At 62.7% G+C, this 22,275-nt stretch carries 18 protein-coding genes and 1 tRNA gene; 12 read left to right on the forward strand and 7 right to left on the reverse strand.

Annotated features, from left to right (window positions below; translation table 11 throughout):
* The 7 genes from V1479_RS14945 to V1479_RS14975 all read left to right on the forward strand — a co-directional run bounded on the left by V1479_RS14945 (window position 1) and on the right by V1479_RS14975 (window position 7,878).
* Window positions 1-1,050 carry a zinc-binding dehydrogenase gene (locus V1479_RS14945; protein ID WP_368803608.1) on the forward strand — a complete coding sequence of 350 codons (1,050 nt, stop codon included), beginning with the start codon at window positions 1-3 and terminating at the stop codon, window positions 1,048-1,050.
* Between the two features lie 101 nt (window positions 1,051-1,151).
* Window positions 1,152-2,027 (forward strand): branched-chain amino acid ABC transporter permease, encoded by an 876-nt coding sequence (locus V1479_RS14950; protein WP_368803609.1) that lies wholly within the window; start codon window positions 1,152-1,154, stop codon window positions 2,025-2,027.
* 7 nt (window positions 2,028-2,034) lie between these two features.
* Entirely contained in the window at window positions 2,035-3,135 is a 1,101-nt protein-coding gene (locus V1479_RS14955) for a branched-chain amino acid ABC transporter permease (RefSeq protein ID WP_368803610.1), read from the forward strand.
* Entirely contained in the window at window positions 3,132-3,920 is a 789-nt protein-coding gene (locus V1479_RS14960; protein ID WP_368803611.1) for an ABC transporter ATP-binding protein, read from the forward strand. The genes V1479_RS14955 and V1479_RS14960 overlap by 4 nt, the downstream gene beginning before the upstream one ends.
* The gene (locus V1479_RS14965; RefSeq protein ID WP_173193275.1) at window positions 3,917-4,735 is read left to right on the forward strand and encodes an ABC transporter ATP-binding protein; all 819 of its coding nucleotides are present in this window, start codon (window positions 3,917-3,919) and stop codon (window positions 4,733-4,735) included. Before V1479_RS14960 ends, V1479_RS14965 begins: the two co-directional genes overlap by 4 nt.
* A 25-nt stretch (window positions 4,736-4,760) precedes the next feature.
* The gene (locus V1479_RS14970; RefSeq protein ID WP_368803612.1) at window positions 4,761-6,656 is read left to right on the forward strand and encodes an AMP-dependent synthetase/ligase; all 1,896 of its coding nucleotides are present in this window, start codon (window positions 4,761-4,763) and stop codon (window positions 6,654-6,656) included.
* Between the two features lie 43 nt (window positions 6,657-6,699).
* Entirely contained in the window at window positions 6,700-7,878 is a 1,179-nt protein-coding gene (locus tag V1479_RS14975) for an ABC transporter substrate-binding protein (RefSeq protein WP_173193272.1), read from the forward strand.
* A 145-nt stretch (window positions 7,879-8,023) separates the two neighbouring features.
* On the opposite strand, the gene V1479_RS14980 is transcribed toward V1479_RS14975, so the two are convergent.
* The 3 genes from V1479_RS14980 to V1479_RS14990 all read right to left on the reverse strand — a co-directional run bounded on the left by V1479_RS14980 (window position 8,024) and on the right by V1479_RS14990 (window position 13,378).
* Window positions 8,024-11,158, reverse strand: coding sequence for an efflux RND transporter permease subunit (locus tag V1479_RS14980; protein ID WP_368803613.1), 3,135 nt, complete (start codon window positions 11,156-11,158; stop codon window positions 8,024-8,026).
* A gap of 32 nt (window positions 11,159-11,190) precedes the next feature.
* The gene (locus V1479_RS14985) at window positions 11,191-12,360 is read right to left on the reverse strand and encodes an efflux RND transporter periplasmic adaptor subunit (RefSeq protein ID WP_368803614.1); all 1,170 of its coding nucleotides are present in this window, start codon (window positions 12,358-12,360) and stop codon (window positions 11,191-11,193) included.
* Between the two features lie 190 nt (window positions 12,361-12,550).
* Window positions 12,551-13,378 (reverse strand): MurR/RpiR family transcriptional regulator, encoded by an 828-nt coding sequence (locus tag V1479_RS14990; protein ID WP_368803615.1) that lies wholly within the window; start codon window positions 13,376-13,378, stop codon window positions 12,551-12,553.
* Window positions 13,379-13,504: 126 nt separating this feature from the next.
* On the opposite strand from V1479_RS14990, the gene V1479_RS14995 reads away from it, so the two are divergent.
* The 3 genes from V1479_RS14995 to V1479_RS15005 all read left to right on the forward strand — a co-directional run bounded on the left by V1479_RS14995 (window position 13,505) and on the right by V1479_RS15005 (window position 17,677).
* The gene (locus V1479_RS14995; protein WP_368803616.1) at window positions 13,505-14,875 is read left to right on the forward strand and encodes a glutamine synthetase family protein; all 1,371 of its coding nucleotides are present in this window, start codon (window positions 13,505-13,507) and stop codon (window positions 14,873-14,875) included.
* A 37-nt stretch (window positions 14,876-14,912) separates the two neighbouring features.
* Window positions 14,913-16,295 carry an aldehyde dehydrogenase family protein gene (locus V1479_RS15000; protein WP_368803617.1) on the forward strand — a complete coding sequence of 461 codons (1,383 nt, stop codon included), beginning with the start codon at window positions 14,913-14,915 and terminating at the stop codon, window positions 16,293-16,295.
* Between the two features lie 209 nt (window positions 16,296-16,504).
* Complete coding sequence (locus V1479_RS15005; protein WP_368803618.1) at window positions 16,505-17,677, forward strand: iron-containing alcohol dehydrogenase; 1,173 nt, start codon at window positions 16,505-16,507, stop codon at window positions 17,675-17,677.
* A gap of 106 nt (window positions 17,678-17,783) precedes the next feature.
* On the opposite strand, the gene V1479_RS15010 is transcribed toward V1479_RS15005, so the two are convergent.
* The 3 genes from V1479_RS15010 to cpdR all read right to left on the reverse strand — a co-directional run bounded on the left by V1479_RS15010 (window position 17,784) and on the right by cpdR (window position 19,155).
* Window positions 17,784-18,230, reverse strand: coding sequence for a VOC family protein (locus V1479_RS15010; RefSeq protein ID WP_368803619.1), 447 nt, complete (start codon window positions 18,228-18,230; stop codon window positions 17,784-17,786).
* 359 nt (window positions 18,231-18,589) lie between these two features.
* Window positions 18,590-18,664, reverse strand: a tRNA-Val gene (locus tag V1479_RS15015).
* Window positions 18,665-18,792: 128 nt separating this feature from the next.
* Window positions 18,793-19,155 (reverse strand): cell cycle two-component system response regulator CpdR, encoded by a 363-nt coding sequence (gene cpdR / locus V1479_RS15020; protein WP_173193260.1) that lies wholly within the window; start codon window positions 19,153-19,155, stop codon window positions 18,793-18,795.
* A 229-nt stretch (window positions 19,156-19,384) separates the two neighbouring features.
* On the opposite strand from cpdR, the gene V1479_RS15025 reads away from it, so the two are divergent.
* The gene (locus V1479_RS15025; protein WP_368803620.1) at window positions 19,385-20,275 is read left to right on the forward strand and encodes an N-formylglutamate amidohydrolase; all 891 of its coding nucleotides are present in this window, start codon (window positions 19,385-19,387) and stop codon (window positions 20,273-20,275) included.
* A 204-nt stretch (window positions 20,276-20,479) separates the two neighbouring features.
* Window positions 20,480-21,250, forward strand: a complete 771-nt coding sequence (gene hisN / locus V1479_RS15030; protein WP_368803621.1) for a histidinol-phosphatase — start codon at window positions 20,480-20,482, stop codon at window positions 21,248-21,250.
* Between the two features lie 8 nt (window positions 21,251-21,258).
* Here the strand turns inward: hisN and V1479_RS15035 are convergent, their stop codons facing one another.
* Window positions 21,259-22,236 carry an alpha/beta fold hydrolase gene (locus V1479_RS15035; protein WP_194248560.1) on the reverse strand — a complete coding sequence of 326 codons (978 nt, stop codon included), beginning with the start codon at window positions 22,234-22,236 and terminating at the stop codon, window positions 21,259-21,261.
* Window positions 22,237-22,275 lie beyond the last annotated feature (39 nt).

A 22,275-nucleotide genomic window follows, 5' to 3' on the forward strand; every position in this document is an offset into this window, starting at 1 on the left:
ATGCCGCCAGTGTCCATTCCAGCCACGATGAACGCGCTTCTTCTGAAGAACGACGGCTATGCCCGGCAGCCGTCCGGCACCGTCCTGGAAGCGCTTGATCCCTATGTCGAGGCCGGCACGATTGCCGTGCCCGAGCCGGAAGGGCGGCAGGTGCTGATCAAGGTGGTCCTCGCCTCGATCAACCCGTCGGACGTGATGTTCGTGAAAGGCATGTACGGCCAGCCGCGCGTTCAGGGCCGGCCGGCGGGGTTCGAGGGTGTCGGCCATGTCGTTGCCGCCGGGCCGGAGCCGGAAGCACAGGCACTGATGGGACGGCGCATCGCGTTCGCGACCGGGCTTTCCAACTGGGGTAGCTGGGCCGACTACGCCGTTGCCGATGCGCCGGGGTGCATCCCGCTTCTCGATACGGTGCGGAACGAGGATGCGGCGGCGATGATCGTCAATCCGCTCACCGCGCTTGCCATGTTCGGTATCGTCAAGGAGGCGGGCGAGAAGGCATTTGTGCTGACCGCAGGCGCCAGCCAGCTCTGCAAGCTGATAATCAGCGTTGCCAGGGACGAAGGCTATCGCCCGATCGCGATCGTGCGCCGCGACGAGCAGATCGCCATCCTGAAGGAACTGGGCGCGGCCCACGTGCTCAACGCCGATGCGCCGGGATTCCGCGACGAACTTGCCGCCGTGTTGCGCGAGGAAAAGCCGCGTATCTTCCTCGACGCAGTGACAGGGCCGCTGGCCGGCGCGATCTTCAACGCGATGGGCAGGCATGCGCGGTGGATCGTCTATGGCAGGCTCGACCCTGCCGCAACGCCCATCCCCGAGCCCGGTCAATTGATCTTCATGCACAAGAAGATCGAGGGTTTCTGGCTGGTCGAATGGATGCGGACTGCCGGCGCGGAGCGTCGCATGAGCGCGGTGGTGGAGGCGCAGAAGCGGTTCTCCGACGGGCGGTGGGCTACAGACGTGACGGCCGTGGTGCCGCTCTCGGAAGCGATCGAGCGGGTGCCGCAGGAATTGGCCAAGCCGAACGGCAAGGTTTTCATCGCGCCCTGAGCGCGAACGGGAGGCGCGGCGGCGGGGAGGCTGCCGCGAAAAGGGAGAAGATTTCGGGTGCGGTGACACAGAGCACCGGCCCGTGAGGAGGAGGAACACATTTGGACGTCTTGCAGCTGATCGTCAGCGGTCTCGCCAATGGCTGTGTCTACGGCCTCGTCGCGATGGGCTTCGTGCTGATCTACAAGGCAACCGAAGCGGTGAATTTCGCCCAGGGCGATTTCATGATGCTCGGGGCCTTCATTTGTCTGGGGCTGACCAACCCGCAATTCATGGGTCTGCCTTTCTGGATTTCGGTGCCCATCGCCATCGCCGCCATGGGGGCCTTCGGCTATGCGCTCGACCTAGTCGTGCTGCGCCGCATGTTCGGTCAGAGCCAGGTGGCGGTCATCATCCTGACGATCGCGCTCGGCTTTGTGCTGCGCTTCGCCGCCGGCCTGATCTGGGGGCATGAACCGATATCGCTGCAGACCCCGATGGCCGGCAAATACGTCCGGTTCGGCGGGCTCGTGCTCGGTCTCAACGAGCTGATCATCATACTCGTGACGGTCGCGCTGACGGTCATCCTCTATTTCTACTTCAACCGCACCAAGCTCGGTGTGGCGATGCAGGCGTCGTCACAGAACCAGCTCGCGGCCTACTACATGGGCATCCCCGTCAAGCGGATCCATTCGCTGATCTGGGCGCTTGCCGGCATGGTGGCAGCGGTTGCGGGCATCCTGTTCGCCTCCAAGGGCTCTATCGATCCGTCGATCGGCCTGCTTGGCATTAAGGCGTTCGCGGCGGCCGTGATCGGCGGTTTCGGCTCGCTGCCCGGCGCGTTGCTGGGCGGATTGATCGTCGGGCTGCTGGAACCATTCGCATCACGCTACATCGCAGCGGGCTACTCGCAGATCATGCCCTACCTGCTGCTCTTCCTGATCCTCGTCTTCCGACCGCACGGCATCCTCGCCCAGGTCCACCAGAAGAAGGTGTGAGGCTGACATGCGGACGGTTTTCAAGACTTCCTACGACGCCGACATCAACCTCTTCCGGCATGGCGCGCAACGCGGCTGGTACATATTGCTGCTGGTGGTCATGCTTGTGCTGCCTCTGGGCGTCAGCAGCTTCGCCATTGGCGAGATGACCAACCTGCTCATCTGGTCGATCGCGTGCATGGGACTGATGATTCTCGTCGGCCAGACCGGGCAGGCGAGCCTCGGCCACGCAGCCTTCCTGGCAATCGGCTGCTATGCCAATGTGCTGCTTCAGGAACGGCTGGGCCTGCCGTTCATACTGTCCTTCCCGTTGGCCGGACTGATCGCGGGCATCGCCGGCGCGCTCATCGCCCGGCCGATGACGAAGCTGCACGGCATCTATCTGGCGATCGGTACGCTGGCGATTGCGATCCTCGTCGACGACTTCATCGTCATCGCGGCGCCGCTGACCAATGGCGTGATCGGCCTGTTCGCGCCCGACATCGACATCTTCGGGCTCAGCTTCAACCGCTATGCCAATCCCGAGCGGCTTTACTATCTGATCCTCGGTATCACGCTGCTTGTGGTGCTGGCTTACCGCAACCTCCAGCGCTCGCCGCTCGGCCGCTCGTTCGCGGCGATCCGGGATTCCGAAATCTCGGCGCAGGCGATGGGCGTCAACGTGGCGCGGACCAAGGCCGTTTCCTTCGGCATCTCGGCCGGCATTACCGGGCTGGCCGGCGCGCTGATGGGACACTTCGCCGGCATTTTCAACAACGAGACCTTCAACATCATCATCTCGATCCAGCTTCTGCTGGCGATCGTGATCGGCGGGCTCGGCACGATCCACGGCGCATTTTTCGGCGCGGCCGTGGTGGCGCTGCTGCCGCAGGCGATTTCGATGTCGCGCGATCTTCTCAATCAGGTGCTCGGCGGCGGTTCGATCGCCATTCCCGGACTGGAATCGGCCATCTTCGGCGCGATCCTGATCGCCTTCATCCTGTTCGAGCCGAGCGGCATCTACGGGCGCTGGTTCAAGATACGAACCTATTTCGAGCTGTTCCCGTTCTATCGCCGCGACATGTTCCGCCGCCAGAAATCCTATCTGAAGACGGAGCGGATGCGATGAGCGCGCTGCTGGAAATCGACAACGTCACGCTGCGCTTCGGCGGCGTGGTGGCGGTCAACCAGGTCTCGTTCAATGTCGAGGAAGGCGACGTCTTCGCCCTTGTCGGGCCGAACGGTGCGGGCAAGTCCACACTCTTCAACCTGATCTCGCGCATCTACGACCCGGTCGAGGGCGACATCCGTTTTGACGGCAAGAGCATCCTCGGCAAGGCGCCGCACGATATCGCCAGGCTCGGTATCGCGCGCACCTTCCAGAACATCGAGCTGTTCGAGCAGGCGACTGTGATGCAGAACCTGCTGGTCGGCCGGCATCGCCACCGCAAGAGCAACATGTGGACGGAGCTCGCCTTCACGCCTTTCGTTCGTGCCGAGGAACGCCGGCACCGCGAGGCGATCGAGAAGGTGATCGATTTCCTCGACCTGCAGGCCTATCGCGACAAGTATATCGCGGGGCTGCCCTACGGCGTGCGCAAGGTGGTCGAGATGGGCCGCGCGCTGGCAATCGAGCCGCGGCTGCTCCTCCTCGACGAGCCGGCCTCGGGCCTGTCGGTGGAGGAAACGCAGGACGTCGCGTTCTGGGTCGAGGACATCAAGAAGCAGATGGGCATCACGGTGCTGATGGTCGAACACGACATGCATCTTGTGTCGGCAGTGTCGGATCGGGTGCTGGCGCTGGCCGATGGCCAGATGCTTTCGATCGGCAAGCCGCACGAGGTGCAGAACGACCCCAGGGTGATCGAGGCCTATATCGGCGTTTCGGACGAGAAGCAGGAGGTGCCGGCATGAATGTCGCGGCAAAAGCAGCGGCTCCTTCTGCCGCCAAGGACACACAGGTTGTGCTTTCGATCCGCAACATCGAGAGCTTCTACGGGCCGATCATGGCGATCCGGGGCGTCAGTCTGGAGGTGCGCGAAGGGCAGATCGTCACGGTGCTCGGCGCCAACGGCGCCGGCAAGACGACCCTGATGAAGACCATCTCCGGCGTGATGGACCCAGAGAAGGGGCAGATCGTCTATCAGGGCCAGAACATCGCAGGCGCCAATCCCGACAAGGTGGTCCGCGCCGGTGTCGTTCATGTGCCGGAAGGGCGCGAGGTCTTCCCGCTGCTGACGGTCGAGGAAAACCTGAAGATGGGCGCCTTCACCCGTTCGGACACGGACGGCATCCGGCGCGACCACGATATGGTCTTCTCCTACTTCCCGATTCTTGCGGAACGCCGCAACCAGGCGGCCGGCACGCTTTCGGGCGGCCAGCAGCAGATGCTGGCGATTGGCCGTGGGCTGATGGCGAAGCCGAAGCTGATGCTTCTCGACGAGCCGTCGCTCGGGCTGTCGCCATTGCTGGTGAAGGAAATCTTCCAGATCATCCGGCGGCTCAACCGTGAACAGGGCGTGACGATGATGCTGGTCGAGCAGAATGCCAAGGTGGCGCTCGAGGTGGCCGACTACGGCTATGTGATGGAACTTGGACGCATCGTGATGGCCGACGCGGCCGAGCGACTTCTGCAGTCGAAGGATGTGCAGGAGTTCTATCTCGGCATGCAGACGGAGGAGAGCCAGCGTGGCCAGAAGCGCTGGAAGCAGAAGAAAACGTGGCGCTGATGCGCGCTTTCGGGAGGAAAGTGACATGACCATCGCCGAGAAGCTGCCCGCCCAGCAGACAGTGCACGGGCATTCTTTCAACGCCGACCTGACCAGGGGACCGTATTACCTCGACGGTTGCGACACACTGGTGAAGCTGTTCCGGCAGCGATGCCTGGAACTGCAGGACAAGGTGGCGCACCGCGAGAAGGATTACGGCATCTGGCTGTCCTATACGTGGAGCGACTTCTACGAACACGCGCGCCTGATCGGCCTCGGGCTGTTGTCGCTCGGCCTCAAGCGCGGTGAGGTGGTGTCGATTCTGTCCGAGGACAATAAGGAGTGGATCTACACCGATCTCGGCGTCCAGTCGGTCGGCGGCATATCGTCGGGCGTCTATACGACGGATTCGGCCGCCCAGCTCAAATATCTCGTCAACGATTCCGACAGCCGCTTCCTGTTCGTCGAGAATGACGAGCAGCTCGACAAATATCTGTCGATCAAGGACGAGATGCCGGGGCTGGCGCGCGTGATCGTCTACGACCGCGATGGCCTGCACGACTTCTCTGACGAGAAGGTGATCTTCCTCGATGACCTCTACGCGTTGGGGCGCGCCTTCCTGAAGGAAAACCCCAACCGCTTCGACGAGGAAATTGCCAGGTCCAAGCCCGAGGAAACGGCGATCCTGGTCTATACCTCCGGTACGACCGGCCCGCCGAAGGGCGCGATGATCAGCCACCAGAACATCATCGTGTCGATCATCGGTTCGGTGCTGACCCTGCCGGTGAAACCGACCGACGAGCAGGTCTGCTTCCTGCCGCTGTGCCATATTCTGGAGCGTCTGATCTCCGTCTTCACGCCGATCGGTTTGAAGTCCACGGTGAACTTTGCCGAGAGCCCCGAAACGGTGTTCGACAATGTGCGCGAGGTCTCGCCACATGTCTTCACGGCTGTTCCCCGCGTCTGGGAGAAAATCTACAGCCGCGTCATGATCATGGCGAGCGAGGCCAGCATGATCGGCAAATGGGCGTTCGCGCAGGCCATGAAGGCCGGGCGGGCGCGCGCCGAGGCACTGGAGGAGGGGCGGCCGGTACCTTTCGGAACCAGGCTTGCCTATTCCTTCTGGGATTTCATGCTTCTGTCGAACGTGCGCCGGATGCTGGGCTTCGACCGGTTGCGGCGCGGCACGACCGGTGCGGCGCCGATCTCCCCCGACCTCATCCGGTGGTATCGCTCGATCGGCATCACGATCCTCGAAGGTTACGGCATGACGGAGAGTTCCGGCGTGATTTCCGTGAACCTGATCGAGAACGAGAAAACGGCCAGCGTCGGGCCGGTGGTACCGGGCGGCGAAATCCGCATCGCGCCGGATGGCGAGATTCAGTACAGGGGTCCAAACGTCTTCAAGGGCTACTGGAATAAGCCGGACAAGACGGCGGAGACGATCTCGTCCGACGGCTGGCTGAGCACGGGCGATGTCGGCCGGCTGGACAATCAGGGTTTCCTGTTCATCACCGGCCGCGCCAAGGACATCATCATCACCGCAGGCGGCAAGAACATCACGCCGGCCGAGATCGAGAACCGGCTGAAATTCTCGCCCTTCATATCCGACGCCGTTGTGATCGGAGACAAACGCAAGTTCCTGACCTGCCTGGTGATGATCGACCAGGAAAACGTCGAGAAGTTCGCGCAGGACCACAAGGTGCCATTCAACAACTTCAAATCGCTATGCGCGGCTCAGGAAGTGCGAGACCTGATCGCCGGCATCGTCGATGAGACAAACAAGGAGTTCGCCCGCGTCGAGCAAATCAAGGATTTCCGCTTGATCGATGTGCTTCTGACCGCTGAAGATGAGGAACTGACGGCGACGATGAAGCTGAAGCGCAGCTTTGTCGAGAAGAAGCACAAAGAGCTGATTGACGAGATGTACGGGCGGGAATGATTTCCGACCCGACGTGCTGAAAGACAACCAGGAGGAGTGAAAAATGAAAAGCATGCTCACGAAATCTATTCTGGCGATGGGGCTTGCCGCAGGCATGGCGTCTGCTGCCCACGCCACACAGGGCGTTACCGACACCGAGATCGTCATCGGATCGAACGGCGACCTTTCGGGCATCTTCGCTGCGTTTAACGTCGGCGCCATCAAGGCTGCGCAGCAGATGTTCGACGACGTGAACGCCAAGGGCGGCATTCACGGCCGCAAGATCCGGTTCGTGGTGGAGGACCACGGCTACCAGGTGCCGAAGGCGGTCCAGAACTTCAACAAGCTGATCAACTCCGATCAGGTCTTCGCGATGATTCTGAACCTCGGCACGCCGCACAACATCGCCGGTTTCCCGCTCATGGAGGCCAAGCAGGTGGCAAACGTCTCGCCGCTGACCTCGGCGCGCCAGATGATCGAAGGCGACATAACCTACAAATACGCTGGCACCGCTTCGTATTATGACGGGTTGCGTGCAGGCGTTAAGTATCTCGCCGAGCAGAACGACGCCAAGGAAGTCTGCGCGATGTACATCCCGTCGGACTTCGGTCTCGAAGTGTTCGAGGCGGCGCGTGACCAGGCCGAAGCGATGGGCCTGACCTTCGCGGCGGAAACCACGCACAAGCCGGATGAGCAGGACTTCGTCGGCTCGATCCAGAAGCTGCGGGAAGCGGGCTGCGACATCGTCGCGACCGGCATCGGCGTGCGCCAGACCATCGTCGCCTTCGGCACCGCGAAGAAGCTGGGCTGGACCGACGCCGCCTTCATCGGCTCGTCCGCCGGCTTCAACACCGCAGTCGCAAAGGTTCCGGAAGGCGTGACCGAGGGCTACTACGCGGCCGCTGGCTGGTCGGACTTCGAGAACCGGATGGACAATCCGGAAGTCAAGGCCTGGGCTGAGGACTTCCAGGCCAAGGCCGGCGAGCCGGCTGGAACGGCAGCCCAGCTCGGCTACGGAGCGGCCCGGACGCTCATCGCTGCGCTCGAGGCGGCAGGACCTGACCTGACTGCGGAGAGCTTCCAGAAGGGCATGGAGGGTCTCGAGTTCGACGACGCGATCCTCGACATCACGGTCAATTACGGGCCCGACGATCACCAGGGCGGCGACCTGATCGTCATATCGAAGATTGAGGGCGGCAAGTGGGTCGAAGTCGGCCGCGTCGATCCGACTGAATCGCAGTAAGGCGCCACAAAGCAAAATAAAACGCCGCGCGGGCAACCGCGCGGCGTTCTTTTTTTGGTGCGTCCTTCGAGGCTCTAACCTCCCTCATTCCTGAGGTGCGAGCGCAGCAAGCCTCGAAGGACGCCCGAGATAGATGGGTTCTCCACTATTCAGCCGGTTGTGTACCCATCTTCGGGCGGCTCGCGTCTTCCAGTTCGCGGTGGAGGCGCTTTTCCTCCTCCACCGCCGGCGTGATGAAGCGGCCGAGCAGGAGGTAGGCGACGGGGGTGAGATAGAGCGTCGACAACGTCGATAGTCCCAGCCCGCCAACGATCACCCAGCCGAGCGACACACGTGCTTCCGCGCCGGCGCCGCTGGCAAGAATGAGCGGCAAACCGCCGACGATCGTGCACAGCATGGTCATCACGACGGGACGCAAGCGGATATTGGACGCCTGTTCGACGGCTTCGCGAACACCAAGTCCCCTGTCGCGTAGCTGATTGGCGAATTCGACGATCAGGATGCCGTTCTTGGCCATGATGCCGACCAGAAGGACAAGGCCAATCTGGCTGTAGACGTTTAGGCTGGTGCCGGTCAGCAGCAAGGCGAAGACAGCGCAGGCAAGGCCGAGGGGAACCGTGGCCATGATGATAGCGGCGCTGACGAAGCTCTCGAACTGCGCGGCGAGGACGAGCAGAATGATAACGATGGCGAAGCCGAAGATCGTCATCATGCCGCCGGACGTCTCGTCGAGCGTTGCTGCCTCGGCAAGCGGCACAACCCGGCTGCCGGGCGGCATGTGTTTCGCCGCGATTTCCTGTGCCACAGCATAGGCATCGCCCAATGCGAAATCCGGCGCCAGCGCGGTGGTGACAGCCACGGAGCGCATCTGCTGTTCGCGTGCCAGCGACGGCGCGACAGCCTGTTCCGTCAGGTTCGCAATCGTCGACATCGGCACGAAGCGGCCGTCCTGGGCCTTGAGGAAGATGTTCTCAAGGTCGGTGGGATCGTTGATCGGGTTGGTCGTCGACAGCAGCTTCACGTCGTAAGAACGGTCGTCGATAAACACCGAGCCTATTTCACGGCTGTCGACCATTGCCTGGATCGCTTCCGATAATCCGGTGATGTTGATGCCAAGATCGGAGGCGCGCTCGCGGTCGATGCGCACCGAAAGCTGAGGCTGCGTCGTCTCCTGTGACAGGCGCGGCTGGCGGAAGCGGGCGTCCTGTTCGAACTCGGCGACAACGGCCTCCGCTGCGGCGTTGAGGTCGGCATAATTGTTGCCGACGATGGCAAATTGCAGACCGCTGCCGGCGCCGCGAATGCCCAGACTGTTCGGCTGGAAAGCGAAGGCGCGGACACCCGGCACGTCCTGGACGAGGGCGGTCACGTCGTTGAGGATTTCCTGCTGGGAGCGGGCCCGATGTTCCCATGGCGCCAGAGACATGACCATAAAGCCGGAGTTCTGTGACCCACCCGAGCCTGCAATGGCGAAAGTCGAGGTGATCTCACCGGAATCGCGCAATGGCTGGATCAGGCTTTCGATGCGCCGCATCTGCTGTGCGAGGTAATCGAGGCTGACGCCCTGCGGGGCGGAGATGCGCACGAAGGCAGCGGAACGATCCTCCGAAGGCGTGAGTTCCGAGCGGATCGTGGGGAAGAGCGCCGCCGCCAGCGCCGAAAACAGAACAGCGACGACTATTACGAGCATCGGAGCGTTGAGCGCCGCGCGCAGTGTCGTCCGGTAGATGCTTGCCAGCGCCCCGCCGATGCGCCCGAGCAGGCCGTGATGGCTGTGCTCCTCGCTTTTGCCTGAGAGCATGCGGGATGCAAGCATGGGGCAAAGCGACAGCGCGACGATCGAGGACAGGAAGACGGCGATGGCCAGGACGAACCCGAATTCGCGGAAGAGTCCGCCGGTCTGGCCAGGCAGGAAGGAAAGCGGCACGAAGACGGCGACCAGCGTGGCGGTCGTCGCGAGCACGGCAAAGAAAACCTCCTGCGTGCCGAGCACCGCCGCTGCTCGTGGGCCCATACCCTCATTGCGCCGGCGCACGATGTTTTCCAGCACGACGATCGCATCGTCGACCACGAGGCCGGTGGCAAGCACGAAGGCCAGAAGCGTCAGGATGTTGATCGAGAAACCGGCAAGATAGATCGCTGCTACCGAGCCGATCAAGGCAACCGGCAGAGCGAGGCCGGGAATGATGGTGGCGCGCCAATCGAGCAGGAACGCGAAGATGATGAGCAGCACGACGGTGACCGAGATGCCCAGCGCGATCTCCACCTCGTGGATCGCGCCGTTGATGAACACCGCCTCGTCGCCGGTCACGAAGATGTCTACGCCCTGGGGCAAGGTCGGCCGGATCCGCTCGACCGCCTTGCGCACGCCTTCGGAAATCGTCAGCGTATTGGACTGCGCCTGCCGGATAATGCCCATGCCAATGCCCGTCCGGCCATTGGCGCGAAGCTGGGATTCGCCGACGTCGCCGCCCAGGGTCACCGTCGCCACGTCGGACAGCCGGGTGGTGCCGTTGATGATGATGCTTTCGAAGTCCTCAGGCGTCGTGACCGGGGCTGTTGCCCGCACGATCAGGTCCTGGGTGTTGCTGGTCAGGGAGCCGGCAGGTGTGTCGAAGGCTATGGATGCGAGGGCATTGCGTATATCGGCGACCGTAAGGCCCAGGCTTGCCAGACGCGACTGGTTTATATCGACGCGGAAAATCTTGTCGCGGTCACCGAAGACCTGGACCTCGGCGACGCCGTCGATCGATGAAAGCGTGTCGACGATCTGGTCTTCGACCAGCAGGGTCATGTCGTGCACGCTCATCGTGTCCGATGTGATGGCGAGTCGAAGGACAGCCTGGGCATCGGCATCCGCCTTGACGATGCGCGGCACATCGGCGTCATCGGGCAGGTTGTTCTGGATGCGGCCTACCGCATCGCGCATGTCAGAGGCGGCGGTATCGAGGTCGACGCCGTCGTTGAATTCCACGGTGATGCGGCTACGGCCGAAGGATGACGACGACGAGATGGACTTGACGCCGGCCACGCGCGCGATCGCGCCTTCGATGACGGCGGTGATCTCGCGGTCGATGGATTCAGCCGAAGCGCCGGTGAAGTTGGTGTTGACGGTAATGACCGGACGGTCGACGTCCGGCAACTCGCGGATCTCGACACCGAAAAGCGCTGCCAGTCCCGCCACCGCAATCAGCGTGTTGATGACGAATGCCAGTACCGGCCGCCGCACGAAAAGCGCGGTGATGCCATTCTCGACGGCGGCGTTGGTTTCCTGGCTCACGCGTTGTTTCCTCGTATGGGTTATGCCGCGCCTTACGATCCGGTCGTGGTGATGACGGGCTGGGCCTGATCATCCTGCGCGCGGACGAGCCGGACCTCTTCGCCTTCGCGCACCGAATGGATGCCTTCGGTGACGACCGCGCCTGCTTCACCGAAATCGCCCGCGACAAGGACGCTGTCGGTGTTTCGCTGGATGATGGTGACCGGGGCGCGGCGCGCCTTTCCGTCTTCGACCAGCCACACGAACGCGCCGTCGGTGCCCCACTGGATCGCCAGCGGGTCGACCGCGGGATAGCTGTCGCCCGGGAACGTCATGGTGACCTGGAACGACATGCCCGCGCGCAGCGTGTCGTCGTCATTGGTGATGCTGGCCTGGATCCGCAGCGTGCGGCTCTGCGCATCGATGCGGTTGTCGATAGCGCTGACGATGCCGTCGAAATTATCGTCGGGGCGGGCAACGGAGGCGGCCGATACGCTGTCGCCGACCTCGATCATGCCCGCGAACCGTTCTGGAACCCAGAAGTCGATAACGATGCGCGAGCGATCGTCGATAGTCGCGATTTCGGTTTGCGCGGTGACGTAGTTGCCGGCCGAAACCGGCAGGATGCCGACAATGCCGGAAATGGGCGCAACGACAGTGCGTCGCTGCAAGGTCAGATCAGCATCCCGCGCAGCGAGCCGGGCGTTGGTGACCGCGAGTTCGGCTTCGTTAAGCTGGACGGCGGTCGCCGTATTGGTATTGCGCAACGCGCGGATGCGTTCCAGCCGAGCCTCCGCGTCGTCGAGAGCGGCGCGGGCGCGGTCGAGTGCGATTTCTTCGGCTTCGGCATCAAGACGGGCTATTGGGTCGCCGGCCTCTACGCGCGATCCGGACTCCACCGAAAGCTCCGTCAGCCTGCCGGATGCGAAAGGCGTTACGGACACAGAACTGGTCGCCCGGCCGGTGCCGATTGCAGACAGCCTGTCATTGATCGTCGCGGTCTCGATACGGGAGGCGACAACAAGTGCCGGCTGCTGGCCAAAACCGCCGCGGCCCTGCCTCGCTTCGGTTTGCGGTGCGGGACGGTCCGGCACGGCAGCCATGGCCCATTCCATGCCCCAGCTTTCCAGCATCTCCGGCGCGCCCGGAAAGAAGCGGACCCAGAGGCCGACGGCCACGGCGATCACGATCAGCGACGCGATCAGTTGCTTCCAAAACGACATACGTCACTCCGGGTTCTGGCGGGATACCCGAAAGGGCCTGGCAACCACCGGGAATGCAATTAACGACGAAAGCGCCGTTTCCACCGATGGTGCGGCGCATCCCTTCGTCGTCTTTATGCCAACTATGCTGTCCTAATGCATCCAGTATATCATTAAATATCGGTAATTTGACCGGCTTCCCTCGTCCGTCTCAACCGCCGCGCAAACGCTCCATCTCCCTTATGCGTTTCGCGCCCGCGTCACCAAGCTTGCGGGTGAGATCGCCAGTCAGCGCTTCGGCAACGAGGAACAGTGCAACGGAGGAGTCCCATGCCGAGGGAACCGCCGTGCGGCCGGCGATCACGTGCCGGGCGTAGCGCGCGATCGGCGACAGCCATTGATCGGTCAGGAGAATTATCTGGGCGCCGCGCCCGTGGGCGACCTCGGCGAAGCGCAGAAGGCTCTCCTGGTAGCGCCGGATGTCGAAGATCACGACAACGTCGTTGCGGCCCAGGTCGATGAGCCGGTCACGCCAGTTGCTTTCCTGCCCGGCCAGGTGCTGCACACCCGGACGTACGATGGCCAGGTGAGCGGCCATGTATGCGGCGACAGGATCGGTGAACCGGCCACCGACGAGATAGACCTTGCCGCGCCGGTTGGACAGGACGCCGACCATGTCGTCCATCTGGCGCTGGGAGAGATGGCGGAAGGTTTCTCTCAGGTTCTCAATCGCCGCCGCGACAAAGGGCGTAGTGTGTCGATCGGAATCCGGGCCGGTTGCCCGGGAGAGCGGAGACTGAAGCTGCGCGGCCAGCTCATCTTGCAGCCGTGCCTGGAAGTCCGCGTAGTTTTGAAACCCGAGCCGTGCAACGAAGCGCAGGATTGTCGGTGACGATACGCCGGCCTGGGCCGAAAATTCGGCCACCGTGCGCAGTCCGGTCAGCGGGTAATTTGCGATCAGAATCTGCGCGGCGCGCCTTTCACCAGCCGGCATCTGGTCCATCCGGTCGGCGATGAGTTCGGCGATACTTGTGCTCATATGGCGGCCGCTGGAACGGGTTTGACAAACTGTCACGAAGTGTATGAAATCATCCAAGATACCTCAATGCAATCAATCTCGTATCATTCGTTACATGCGTAACGACGCCCAGCGACGGAGCGGACGATGGCAGGCACGATTTCATTCGATCAGTTGAAGAAGCTCGTCGCCGGCGGCGATGTCGATACCGTGCTCGCCTGCGCGGTCGACATGCAGGGCAGGCTGATCGGCAAGCGTTTCCTGGCGAAGTATTTCGTCGAATCCGCCTATGACGAGACGCATGGCTGCAACTACCTGCTGGCAAACGACATCGATATGGAGCCGGTGCCGGGCTACAAGGCGGCGAGTTGGACGAAGGGCTATGGTGACTTCGTCATGAAGCCCGATCTTTCGACGCTGCGTACGCTGCCCTGGCTTGAAAAGACGGCAATGGTGCTGTGCGACCTCCAGGACCATCACACGCATGAGGAACTGCCGCACTCACCGCGCGGTATCCTCAAGCGGCAGGTGGCGCGGCTGAAGGAGCGGGGCTATCTCGCCTATTTCGCCTCCGAGCTGGAATTCTACCTGTTCGACGAGACCTACGATACCGCGCGGATGAAGCACTGGAGCGGGCTCGATACGGCATCTCCATATATCGAGGACTATCTGATCCAGCTCACCTCGAAGGAAGAAGGCGTGATGCGCCGCCTGCGTAACGAGATGGAAGCGGCAGGCATCCCGATCGAGAACTCCAAGGGCGAGTGGGGGCCGGGGCAGGAGGAGATCAACGTCCGCTATGCGGAAGTGCTGGAGATGGCCGACCGCCACGTCATTCTGAAGAACGGCGCCAAGGAGATCGCCCATTCGGAAGGCAAGGCCATCACCTTCATGGCCAAGTACAACTACGAGCTCGCCGGCAATTCGAGCCACATCCACAACTCTCTGTGGAGCGCCGATGGGAAGACGCCGCTGTTCTTCGACAAGTCGGCGAAGTGGACGCTGAGCGAACTCGGCCAGCAATGGGCGGCAGGCCAGCTTCGCTATGCCAAGGAATTCACCTGGTTCCTCGCGCCTTACATCAACTCCTACAAGCGGTTTCAGGCGGGCACTTTCGCTCCGACCAAGATCATGTGGAGCGAAGACAACCGCACTGCTGGCTTCCGCCTGTGCGGGATGGGCACCAAGGGCATCCGTATGGAGTGCCGCATCGGCGGCGCCGACCTCAACCCCTATCTCGCCTTTGCGGCGCTGATAGCAGCCGGCCTTACAGGCATCGACGAGAAGCTCGAACTGCAGGAGCCGTTCGTCGGCGATGCATATCGGGCCAACCGCCTGCCGGAGATACCCAAGACGCTACGCGAGGCCATAGACACGATGGCTAAGTCGAAGATGCTGAAGCAAGCCTTCGGCGACGAGGTGATCGACCATTATCTCCACACCGCCCGCTGGGAGCAGATGGAGTATGATCGCCGCGTGACCGACTGGGAGTTGCATCGCGGCTTCGAAAGATATTAGGGCGCACCAGACTTAAAACGCCTGCGGAGATTTCCAAGTGGAAACCATAAAACTCAAGTCACCCATCGATGGCTCGGTCTATGCCGAGCGGCCCGTGGCGACCGAAGCCGAGATCGGCGCTGCGGTCGAACGCGCCAGATCGGCGCAGCTTGCATGGGCAGGCACACCGATCGACGAGAAGGCTAAATATCTTCTGGCCTTCCTTGAAGCGCTGGTTGCGATGAACGACGACATCGTGCCCGAACTTGCCTGGCAGATGGGGCGCCCCGTGCGGTATGGCGGCGAGAAGGGCGGTGTGGAAGAACGCACCCGCTACATGGTGGCGCTGGCCGAGAAAGCGCTTGCGCCCTTCGTTCCGGAGGGCCGTCCCGGTTTTCGCCGTTATCTCAAGCGCGAGCCGCTGGGCGTCGTCTTCGTGATCGCGCCGTGGAATTATCCCTATCTGACCGCGGTGAACTCGATCGTGCCGGCGCTGATGGCCGGCAATGCCGTCATCCTCAAACATGCAGCGCAGACGCTGCTGGTCGGCGAGCGTTTCCAGGCGGCTTTCGACAAGGCTGGCCTGCCCAAGGGCCTGTTCCAGAACATCGTGCTCAGCCATGGCCAGACCGAAAAACTGCTTGGGTCGGGCGAGGTCGATCACTGCAACTTCACCGGCTCGGTGGCGGGTGGTCGCGCGATCGAAAAGGCGGCCGCCGGCACCTTCATGACGCTGGGTCTGGAGCTTGGCGGCAAGGATCCGGCCTATGTGCTGCCAGACGTGAAGCTCGACCATGCCATCGCCAATCTCGTCGACGGCGCCTTTTACAATTCGGGCCAATGCTGCTGCGGCATCGAACGCGTCTATGTGCACGAGAAGGTCTACGACGATTTTGTCGAGGGCTTCATCGCCGAGACGAAAAACTATGTGGTCGGCAACCCGCTCGATCAGTCCACGACCATGGGCCCGATGGCGCAGGCGCGCTTTGCCGACTTCATCCGCGAGCAGAAGGCGGAAGCGCTGCGCAAGGGGGCGGCCGCGCATATCGGCATGAAGGTCGAAGGCGACCGTGAAGGCTCACCCTATATCGCGCCGGAAGTTCTGACCGGCGTCAACCACCAGATGAGCGTGATGCGCGAGGAAAGCTTCGGTCCGATCGTAGGCATCATGAAGGTGCGCGACGACGAGGAAGCCATCGCGCTGATGAACGACAGCCCCTACGGGCTCACCGCATCGCTATGGACGACTGATGCCGACCACGCCGCGCGGCTCGGGGACAGGATCGAGACGGGCACGGTGTTCATGAACCGCTGCGACTATGTCGACCCCGGCCTCGTCTGGACCGGCGTCAAGGACACCGGCAAGGGCGGTGCCATGGGACTTGTAGGTTACGAGAATCTGACGCGCCCGAAGAGCTATCATTTGCGGGAAGCGATTTAGGACAGCCATGAATCCCCACCGCGTCATCCCGGAAACCGGAGCGAAGCGGAGGTTATCTGGGACCTATTGGTCGGTGCATCGTCGAGCGCAGCCCGGTCCTCGCGTCAGCGCGAAACCGCAAGTCGGCCGGCTGCTCAATGGGTCCCGGCTCTCCCCCCGCTGGCCTGGATCGGCCGGGATGAAGAATTTGCATTGTGAAAGATAAACCCATGACCAATCTCGTCTCCAAATGGAACTACCCTACCACGATCCGATTCGGCGCGGGCCGCATTGCCGAGCTGCCGGAGGTGCTCAGGGACACGGGGATCGCCAATCCGCTGTTCGTCACGGATCCCGGACTTGCGAAGTTGCCAGTGGTTGCCTCCACGCTGAAGCTGCTTGCGGATGCCGGTGTAGCGCATGGCGTATTCTCCGACGTGAAGCCCAACCCGGTGGAATCGAACCTTTATGCCGGCGTCGAGGTCTTCAAGGCCGGCGGGCACGACGGCGTCATCGCCTTCGGCGGCGGCTCGGCGCTCGACCTCGGCAAGCTGATCGCCTTTCAGGCGCACCAGTCCCGCCCGGTCTGGGATTTCGAGGACATCGGCGACTGGTGGGCCCGGGCTGATGCCTCGCGGATCGCGCCCATCGTGGCCGTGCCGACGACGGCCGGCACCGGTTCCGAGGTCGGGCGCGCGGGCGTGCTGACGCACGAAGCGAGCCACACCAAGAAGGTCATCTTCCACCCGAAGATGATGCCGGCCATCGTGATTGCCGACCCGGAGCTGACGGCGGGCATGCCGCCCTTCATCACCGCCGGCACCGGCATGGACGCGCTCGCGCACTGCCTGGAAGCCTATTGCGCACCGGGCTACCATCCGATGGCCGACGGCATCGCGCTCGAGGGCGTGCGTCTTGTCTTCGAGAACCTGCCCAAAGCCTTCGCCGACGGCTCCGACCTCACGGCGCGGGCGCACATGATGTCGGCCGCGGCCATGGGCGCCACGGCCTTCCAGAAGGGGCTCGGTGCGATTCACTCGCTCTCGCACCCGATCGGCGCGCTCTACGACACGCATCACGGCATGACCAACGCTGTCTTCATGCCCTATGTGCTGGCCTTCAACCGTTCCGCCATTGAGCCCCGCATCGAAAGACTGGCCGCCTATTGCGGCATTGCAGGCGGTTTCGACGGGTTCGCCGAAGCGGTCCTCAATCTGCGCGCAGAGCTGGGCGTGCCGCACACCCTTCCGGCGTTCATCGACGGCTTTGCACCGGATCAGGCGCGCAAGGAACTGATAGCCGACATGGCGATCGTTGATCCTACGGCAGGCGGCAATCCGATCAAGCTGACCAGGGACGGTGCGCTGTCGCTTCTGACCGACGCGATCGAAGGCAACCTCTAAAAGTCGGCTGCGGACGCCGCGCAGGTGCCAGCGTCATAGCTTACACAGCCCCGCTCACACGACTGAGCGGGGCTGCTACAAGCATCCGAAACGTTGCGCTCCTCGTTCAGCCCTGCTGGGGTTTCCAGTCGGGCGAAGGGATGACGTTGACCATCCAGGGGACGCCGAACTTGTCGACCAGCGAACCGAAACCGGGAGACCAGAAGGTTTCGCCAAACGGCATGATGGCCTTGCCGCCCTCCGACAACTGGTCGAACCAGCGTTGGCCTTCGGCGCTGTCCTCGGTGTGCAGCGTGACATCGAAGCCGTTCTTCGGCTTGTCGATATTGGGTGCCCAGTCGGTGTCCATGTCAGCACCCATCAGCGCCTGATCGCCGATTTCCAGCCAGCAGTGCATCAGCCATGTCTTGTACTTCTCGTCGCTGATCGGCATGTCGGGCGGCCCGTCGGCATAGGGCATGGCCGCGGTAATTTTTCCGCCCAGCACCTTGGCGTAGAACTCGAAAGCCTCGCGGCACTGACCCTGAAAGCTCAGGCTCGTCACGATCTTCATGGATGGTTCCCTTCTTGGATAAGGTTGAGAACGTTGGCTGTACAACGGGCAGGTGGCAGGCGATCACCCGATCAGGCATACGCTTGAAGGCCTACTCCCAAATCGCGCGGGCGGTTTTGAGCAGACTTCCACCATCCGCGCTGTTCCGCTGATCGCGTGGTGATCGGCCTCAAGTTTTGTGAGTTGATATCAACGTATTCGACAGGGACATGTCAACGGCACGGCGGTTGTATGCTGACAATCACTCCGATTACTGCAGGCAAAATTCTCTTTTCTTGGGGCGGACAGAAGCCTTGTTCGATCGTGCCAGCGAACCGGGTTCGGCGGCTGCACAAATCAGGACATTAGGGCTTTGAGGATGGTGGGCGTGACAGGGATTGAACCTGTGACCCCTACGATGTCAACGTAGTGCTCTCCCGCTGAGCTACACGCCCATCCGAGCCGCGCATACACCACAGGCCGGAGCCTGCGTCAATAGCCGAAACACGAAGTTTCAGCCCTCGAGAATGCGGAAAATTGTCCACGCTGCCGCACCCGGTTGCGACAGGGGCCTGGCAGGGTCTCAGGCGGCCTGGAGCATCTTTTCGACCTCGTTGACGAGGTCGCGCAGGTGGAACGGTTTCGACAGCACCTTGGCGTCGCGTGGTGCCTTGGAATCGGGGTTGAGTGCGACGGCGGCGAAACCGGTGATGAACATCACCTTGAGGTCGGGATCGATCTCCGTGGCGCGCCGGGCGAGCTCGATGCCGTCCATCTCCGGCATGACGATGTCGGTCAAAAGCAGCGAGAACGGCTCCTCGCGCAGGCGCTCATAGGCACTTGCGCCGTTGTCGAAATCGCTCACGTCGTAGCCGGCCCGTTCCAGAGCCTTCACGAGAAAGCGGCGCATATCGTCGTCATCTTCCGCCAGGAGAATTCTTGTCATGGGTTCCCGTCCGAATCAGTCGCAGCACGCCCGCCGGCTCGCGGACGCATTAACCATTTCGCGTATATGCCCGCGCGGGAGTAAAGATCAAGTGAATGGGAGGGTGCATGCATGTCCGCAAATCGGTCGTTTTCAAGACGTTGGCGACGTTGGGTCAGGCTGGACAGGCCGTGCGGCAAGTGGCACCTTTGAGCAAAGGGTCGACCTGAGGCAGCTTTTCGGGAGTTCCATGAAGCCAGCAGGAGATTTCGCCGAAACGCCGCCTTTCGTGGTCAGACGCGCCGCGCAGCAGCGCGTGCCTTTCGTGTTCAATTCGCCGCATAGCGGCAGCACGTATCCGGCTCGCTTCCTTGCGATGAGCAAGCTCGATGCCGTCGGCATCCGGCGCTCGGAGGACTGCTATGTCGATGAGCTTTTTGCGGGCGCGGTAACGCTCGGCGCGCCCATGCTGGCGGCGAATTTCCCCCGTGCCTATCTCGACGCCAACCGGGAGCCGTGGGAGCTGGATCCGCGCATGTTCGCCGACCCGCTGCCCGCGCATGTCAACGCGCGCTCGGCGCGGGTGGCCGGCGGGCTCGGCACGGTGCCGCGGCTCGTAGGCGAGGGGCAGGAGATCTACGCTGGAAAGCTGCCGCTTTCCGAAGCCCTCATGCGGATCGAAACCGTCTACCGCCCCTACCACGAAGAGCTGAAGCGGCTCCTGACGCGCACCCATGCCAAGTTCGGCTACGCCGTTCTGATCGACTGCCACTCGATGCCGGCAAGCATCCGTCTTGGCGACACGGGAATGAAGCCGGATTTCATCGTCGGAGACCGCTTCGGCGTCGCGTGCGCTCCGGCCCTGTCGGAAGCTGCCATCGCAATCCTTTCCGGCATGGGCTACAGCGTTGCCCATAACAAGCCTTATGCAGGCGGGTTCATAACCGAGCATTACGGCCGGCCGCCGCGCGGGTTGCACGCGCTGCAGATCGAGGTCAATCGCGGCCTCTACATGGACGAGCGGACGCTGCAGAAGACCAGAGGGTTCGCGGCGCTGGCCAATGACTTGACCCGTTTCGCCGCCGACATTATGGCGCTGCCGGACCATTGCTTCAGCAGCCTGCCGCTCGCGGCGGAATAGCCGACACGATCCGACCTAAAAAAAGACCGCACCGTTTGCACGACGCGGTCGAAGTCTAGGGAGGAAACGCCCAAGGAGGGCATAGACAGGTCGCCCTGTCCAAAATCGAGTTTATGCTGCGTTGCACAAATGTCAAGCGGCCGGTAAGGGCTGTGCAAAAACTAGGCGACGGCGCGAGCGGCGGCCCCAGAGGAGACGGATTTTATGATAGAGGCGGAATTCATGCGGCGCATCGCAGCGGCCGCAGCAGCGCAGACATTGCCGCGTTTTCGCCAGGCCGGGCTCGTTTCCAACAAGCTCGCTTCCGGCTTCGATCCGGTGACGGAAGCGGACCGTGAAGCTGAAAAGGCGATACGGTCGCTGATCCGCAGCACCTTCCCGGATCACGGCATCCTGGGCGAGGAGTTCGGCGCGGAAAACACCGATAGCCGCCATGTCTGGGTGATCGATCCGATCGACGGAACGCGCGCATTCATCTCGGGTCTGCCGTTGTGGGGCACGTTGGTCGGGCTGACCGATGGCGGCGACGCTATAGCGGGAATGATGTCCCAACCCTTCACCGGCGAACTGTTCTGGGCCGCTGGCGAAGCCTCGCATTATGACGGGCCGGGCGGCGCGCGGCGGCTCGCGACGCGTGGCACGCGCGCGATCGCCGAGGCCACTATGTGCACCACCACGCCGGCGCTGTTCGCCGGCGAAATGCGCGCGTCGTACGACCGGCTTGAAGGTTCGGTGCGGCTCGCGCGATACGGCACCGATTGCTACGCCTATGCCATGCTGGCGGCGGGCAATGTGGACCTTGTCGTGGAGACGGGACTCCAGCCTTACGACATCGTGGCTCTGGTGCCGATCATCGAGCGGGCAGGCGGCGTCATCACCCGCTGGGACAGCGGTCCGGCCGAAAAGGCTGGCGACATCGTCGCTGCCGCAACGCCCGAGCTACACGCTGCCGCGCTCGAGATGCTCAACGCCTAGGCTGTCAGTCAGGCCGGCTCGCTGCCGGGAATAAACGCATCGAAGGCGGCGAAGAATTGCTCGCGATAGACATCCGCTTCCTGCAGCAATTCGTGGCGCGCGCCGTCGATCGTCACCAGCGATCCTGTGCGCAGAAGCTGCGTGAACCGTTCGATGGCAGGCGTCTCGACCACCTGATCCGCACCGGCGGCAACGATAAGGGTCGGGACCTTGATTGAGGCGATGTAGTCGGGGTCCTGCACGCGCTCGCTGGCCAGGCATGCCGCGCGGATCCAGGCGACGGTCGGGCCGCCGATGCCCAGTTTGGGATAGTGCCGGTAGATGTCGACATTGCGTGCGTGGCGCTCAGGATCGCTGGTGAGCACATTGCCTTCAAAGGGCGGGTTCTCGTCGCGCTTCCCGTGCCCGAGATACATCGTGCCGAGGCCCAGCCCGTAGAGGAACGACGAAAGGCGCAGTGTGCCGCGCATCGTAAGCGGCTGGCCTGCAAATTCCAGCAACGGAGCGCTGAGAACCATGCGCTGCACCCGGTTGGCCAAAGTGGGCGCGGCCAGCAGTGCCACCAGCGCGCCGGTGGAGTGAGCCAGCATGAAGTAGGGCCCGCGGCAATCGGGCAGAACGATTTCCTCGAAGAAGACGCCGACGTCACCCACATAATCCATGAAGCTGTCGACATAGCCGCGATGCGGATTGCGGATCAGGCGCTCCGAGCCGCCCTGGCCACGCAGGTCGAAGATCGCGACGCCGAGCCCTCGTTTCGACAGGTGGCGGATCGTCTCGAAATATTTCTCGATGCACTCGTTGCGCCCGGTCTGAATGACCACCGTGCCCTTGAGCGGGCGACCTTCGGCCGCAAAACGCGCATAACGCAGGCGCTTGCCGTCGCGCGTGGTGATGAACCCGGCATGCACGTTGGCGGGCACCGGGTTGCCCGGCGTCTCGTGGAGAAGCTCCTGAATGGATTGGTCGTCCTGAGGCGGGTTCATAGCTGCCGTGATAGAAAGCGGCTCGATGAAATGCAAAGG

It is taken from the genome of Neoaquamicrobium sediminum, from assembly GCF_040970315.1.
Lineage (GTDB): Bacteria > Pseudomonadota > Alphaproteobacteria > Rhizobiales > Rhizobiaceae > Aerobium > Aerobium sediminum.

Bases quoted from the DNA above. Each gene is read 5' to 3' on its own strand.
- V1479_RS15025 (WP_368803620.1), top strand. From the start codon at position 19,385: ATGAAGCCAGCAGGAGATTTCGCCGAAACGCCGCCTTTCGTGGTCAGA.
- hisN (WP_368803621.1), top strand. From the start codon at position 20,480: ATGATAGAGGCGGAATTCATGCGGCGCATCGCAGCGGCCGCAGCAGCG.
- cpdR (WP_173193260.1), bottom strand. From the start codon at position 19,155: ATGACAAGAATTCTCCTGGCGGAAGATGACGACGATATGCGCCGCTTT.
- V1479_RS14975 (WP_173193272.1), top strand. From the start codon at position 6,700: ATGAAAAGCATGCTCACGAAATCTATTCTGGCGATGGGGCTTGCCGCA.
- V1479_RS14970 (WP_368803612.1), top strand. From the start codon at position 4,761: ATGACCATCGCCGAGAAGCTGCCCGCCCAGCAGACAGTGCACGGGCAT.
- V1479_RS14960 (WP_368803611.1), top strand. From the start codon at position 3,132: ATGAGCGCGCTGCTGGAAATCGACAACGTCACGCTGCGCTTCGGCGGC.
- V1479_RS15010 (WP_368803619.1), bottom strand. From the start codon at position 18,230: ATGAAGATCGTGACGAGCCTGAGCTTTCAGGGTCAGTGCCGCGAGGCT.
- V1479_RS15005 (WP_368803618.1), top strand. From the start codon at position 16,505: ATGACCAATCTCGTCTCCAAATGGAACTACCCTACCACGATCCGATTC.
- V1479_RS14965 (WP_173193275.1), top strand. From the start codon at position 3,917: ATGAATGTCGCGGCAAAAGCAGCGGCTCCTTCTGCCGCCAAGGACACA.
- V1479_RS14985 (WP_368803614.1), bottom strand. From the start codon at position 12,360: ATGTCGTTTTGGAAGCAACTGATCGCGTCGCTGATCGTGATCGCCGTG.
- V1479_RS14995 (WP_368803616.1), top strand. From the start codon at position 13,505: ATGGCAGGCACGATTTCATTCGATCAGTTGAAGAAGCTCGTCGCCGGC.
- V1479_RS14945 (WP_368803608.1), top strand. From the start codon at position 1: ATGCCGCCAGTGTCCATTCCAGCCACGATGAACGCGCTTCTTCTGAAG.
- V1479_RS15035 (WP_194248560.1), bottom strand. From the start codon at position 22,236: ATGAACCCGCCTCAGGACGACCAATCCATTCAGGAGCTTCTCCACGAG.
- V1479_RS14955 (WP_368803610.1), top strand. From the start codon at position 2,035: ATGCGGACGGTTTTCAAGACTTCCTACGACGCCGACATCAACCTCTTC.
- V1479_RS14990 (WP_368803615.1), bottom strand. From the start codon at position 13,378: ATGAGCACAAGTATCGCCGAACTCATCGCCGACCGGATGGACCAGATG.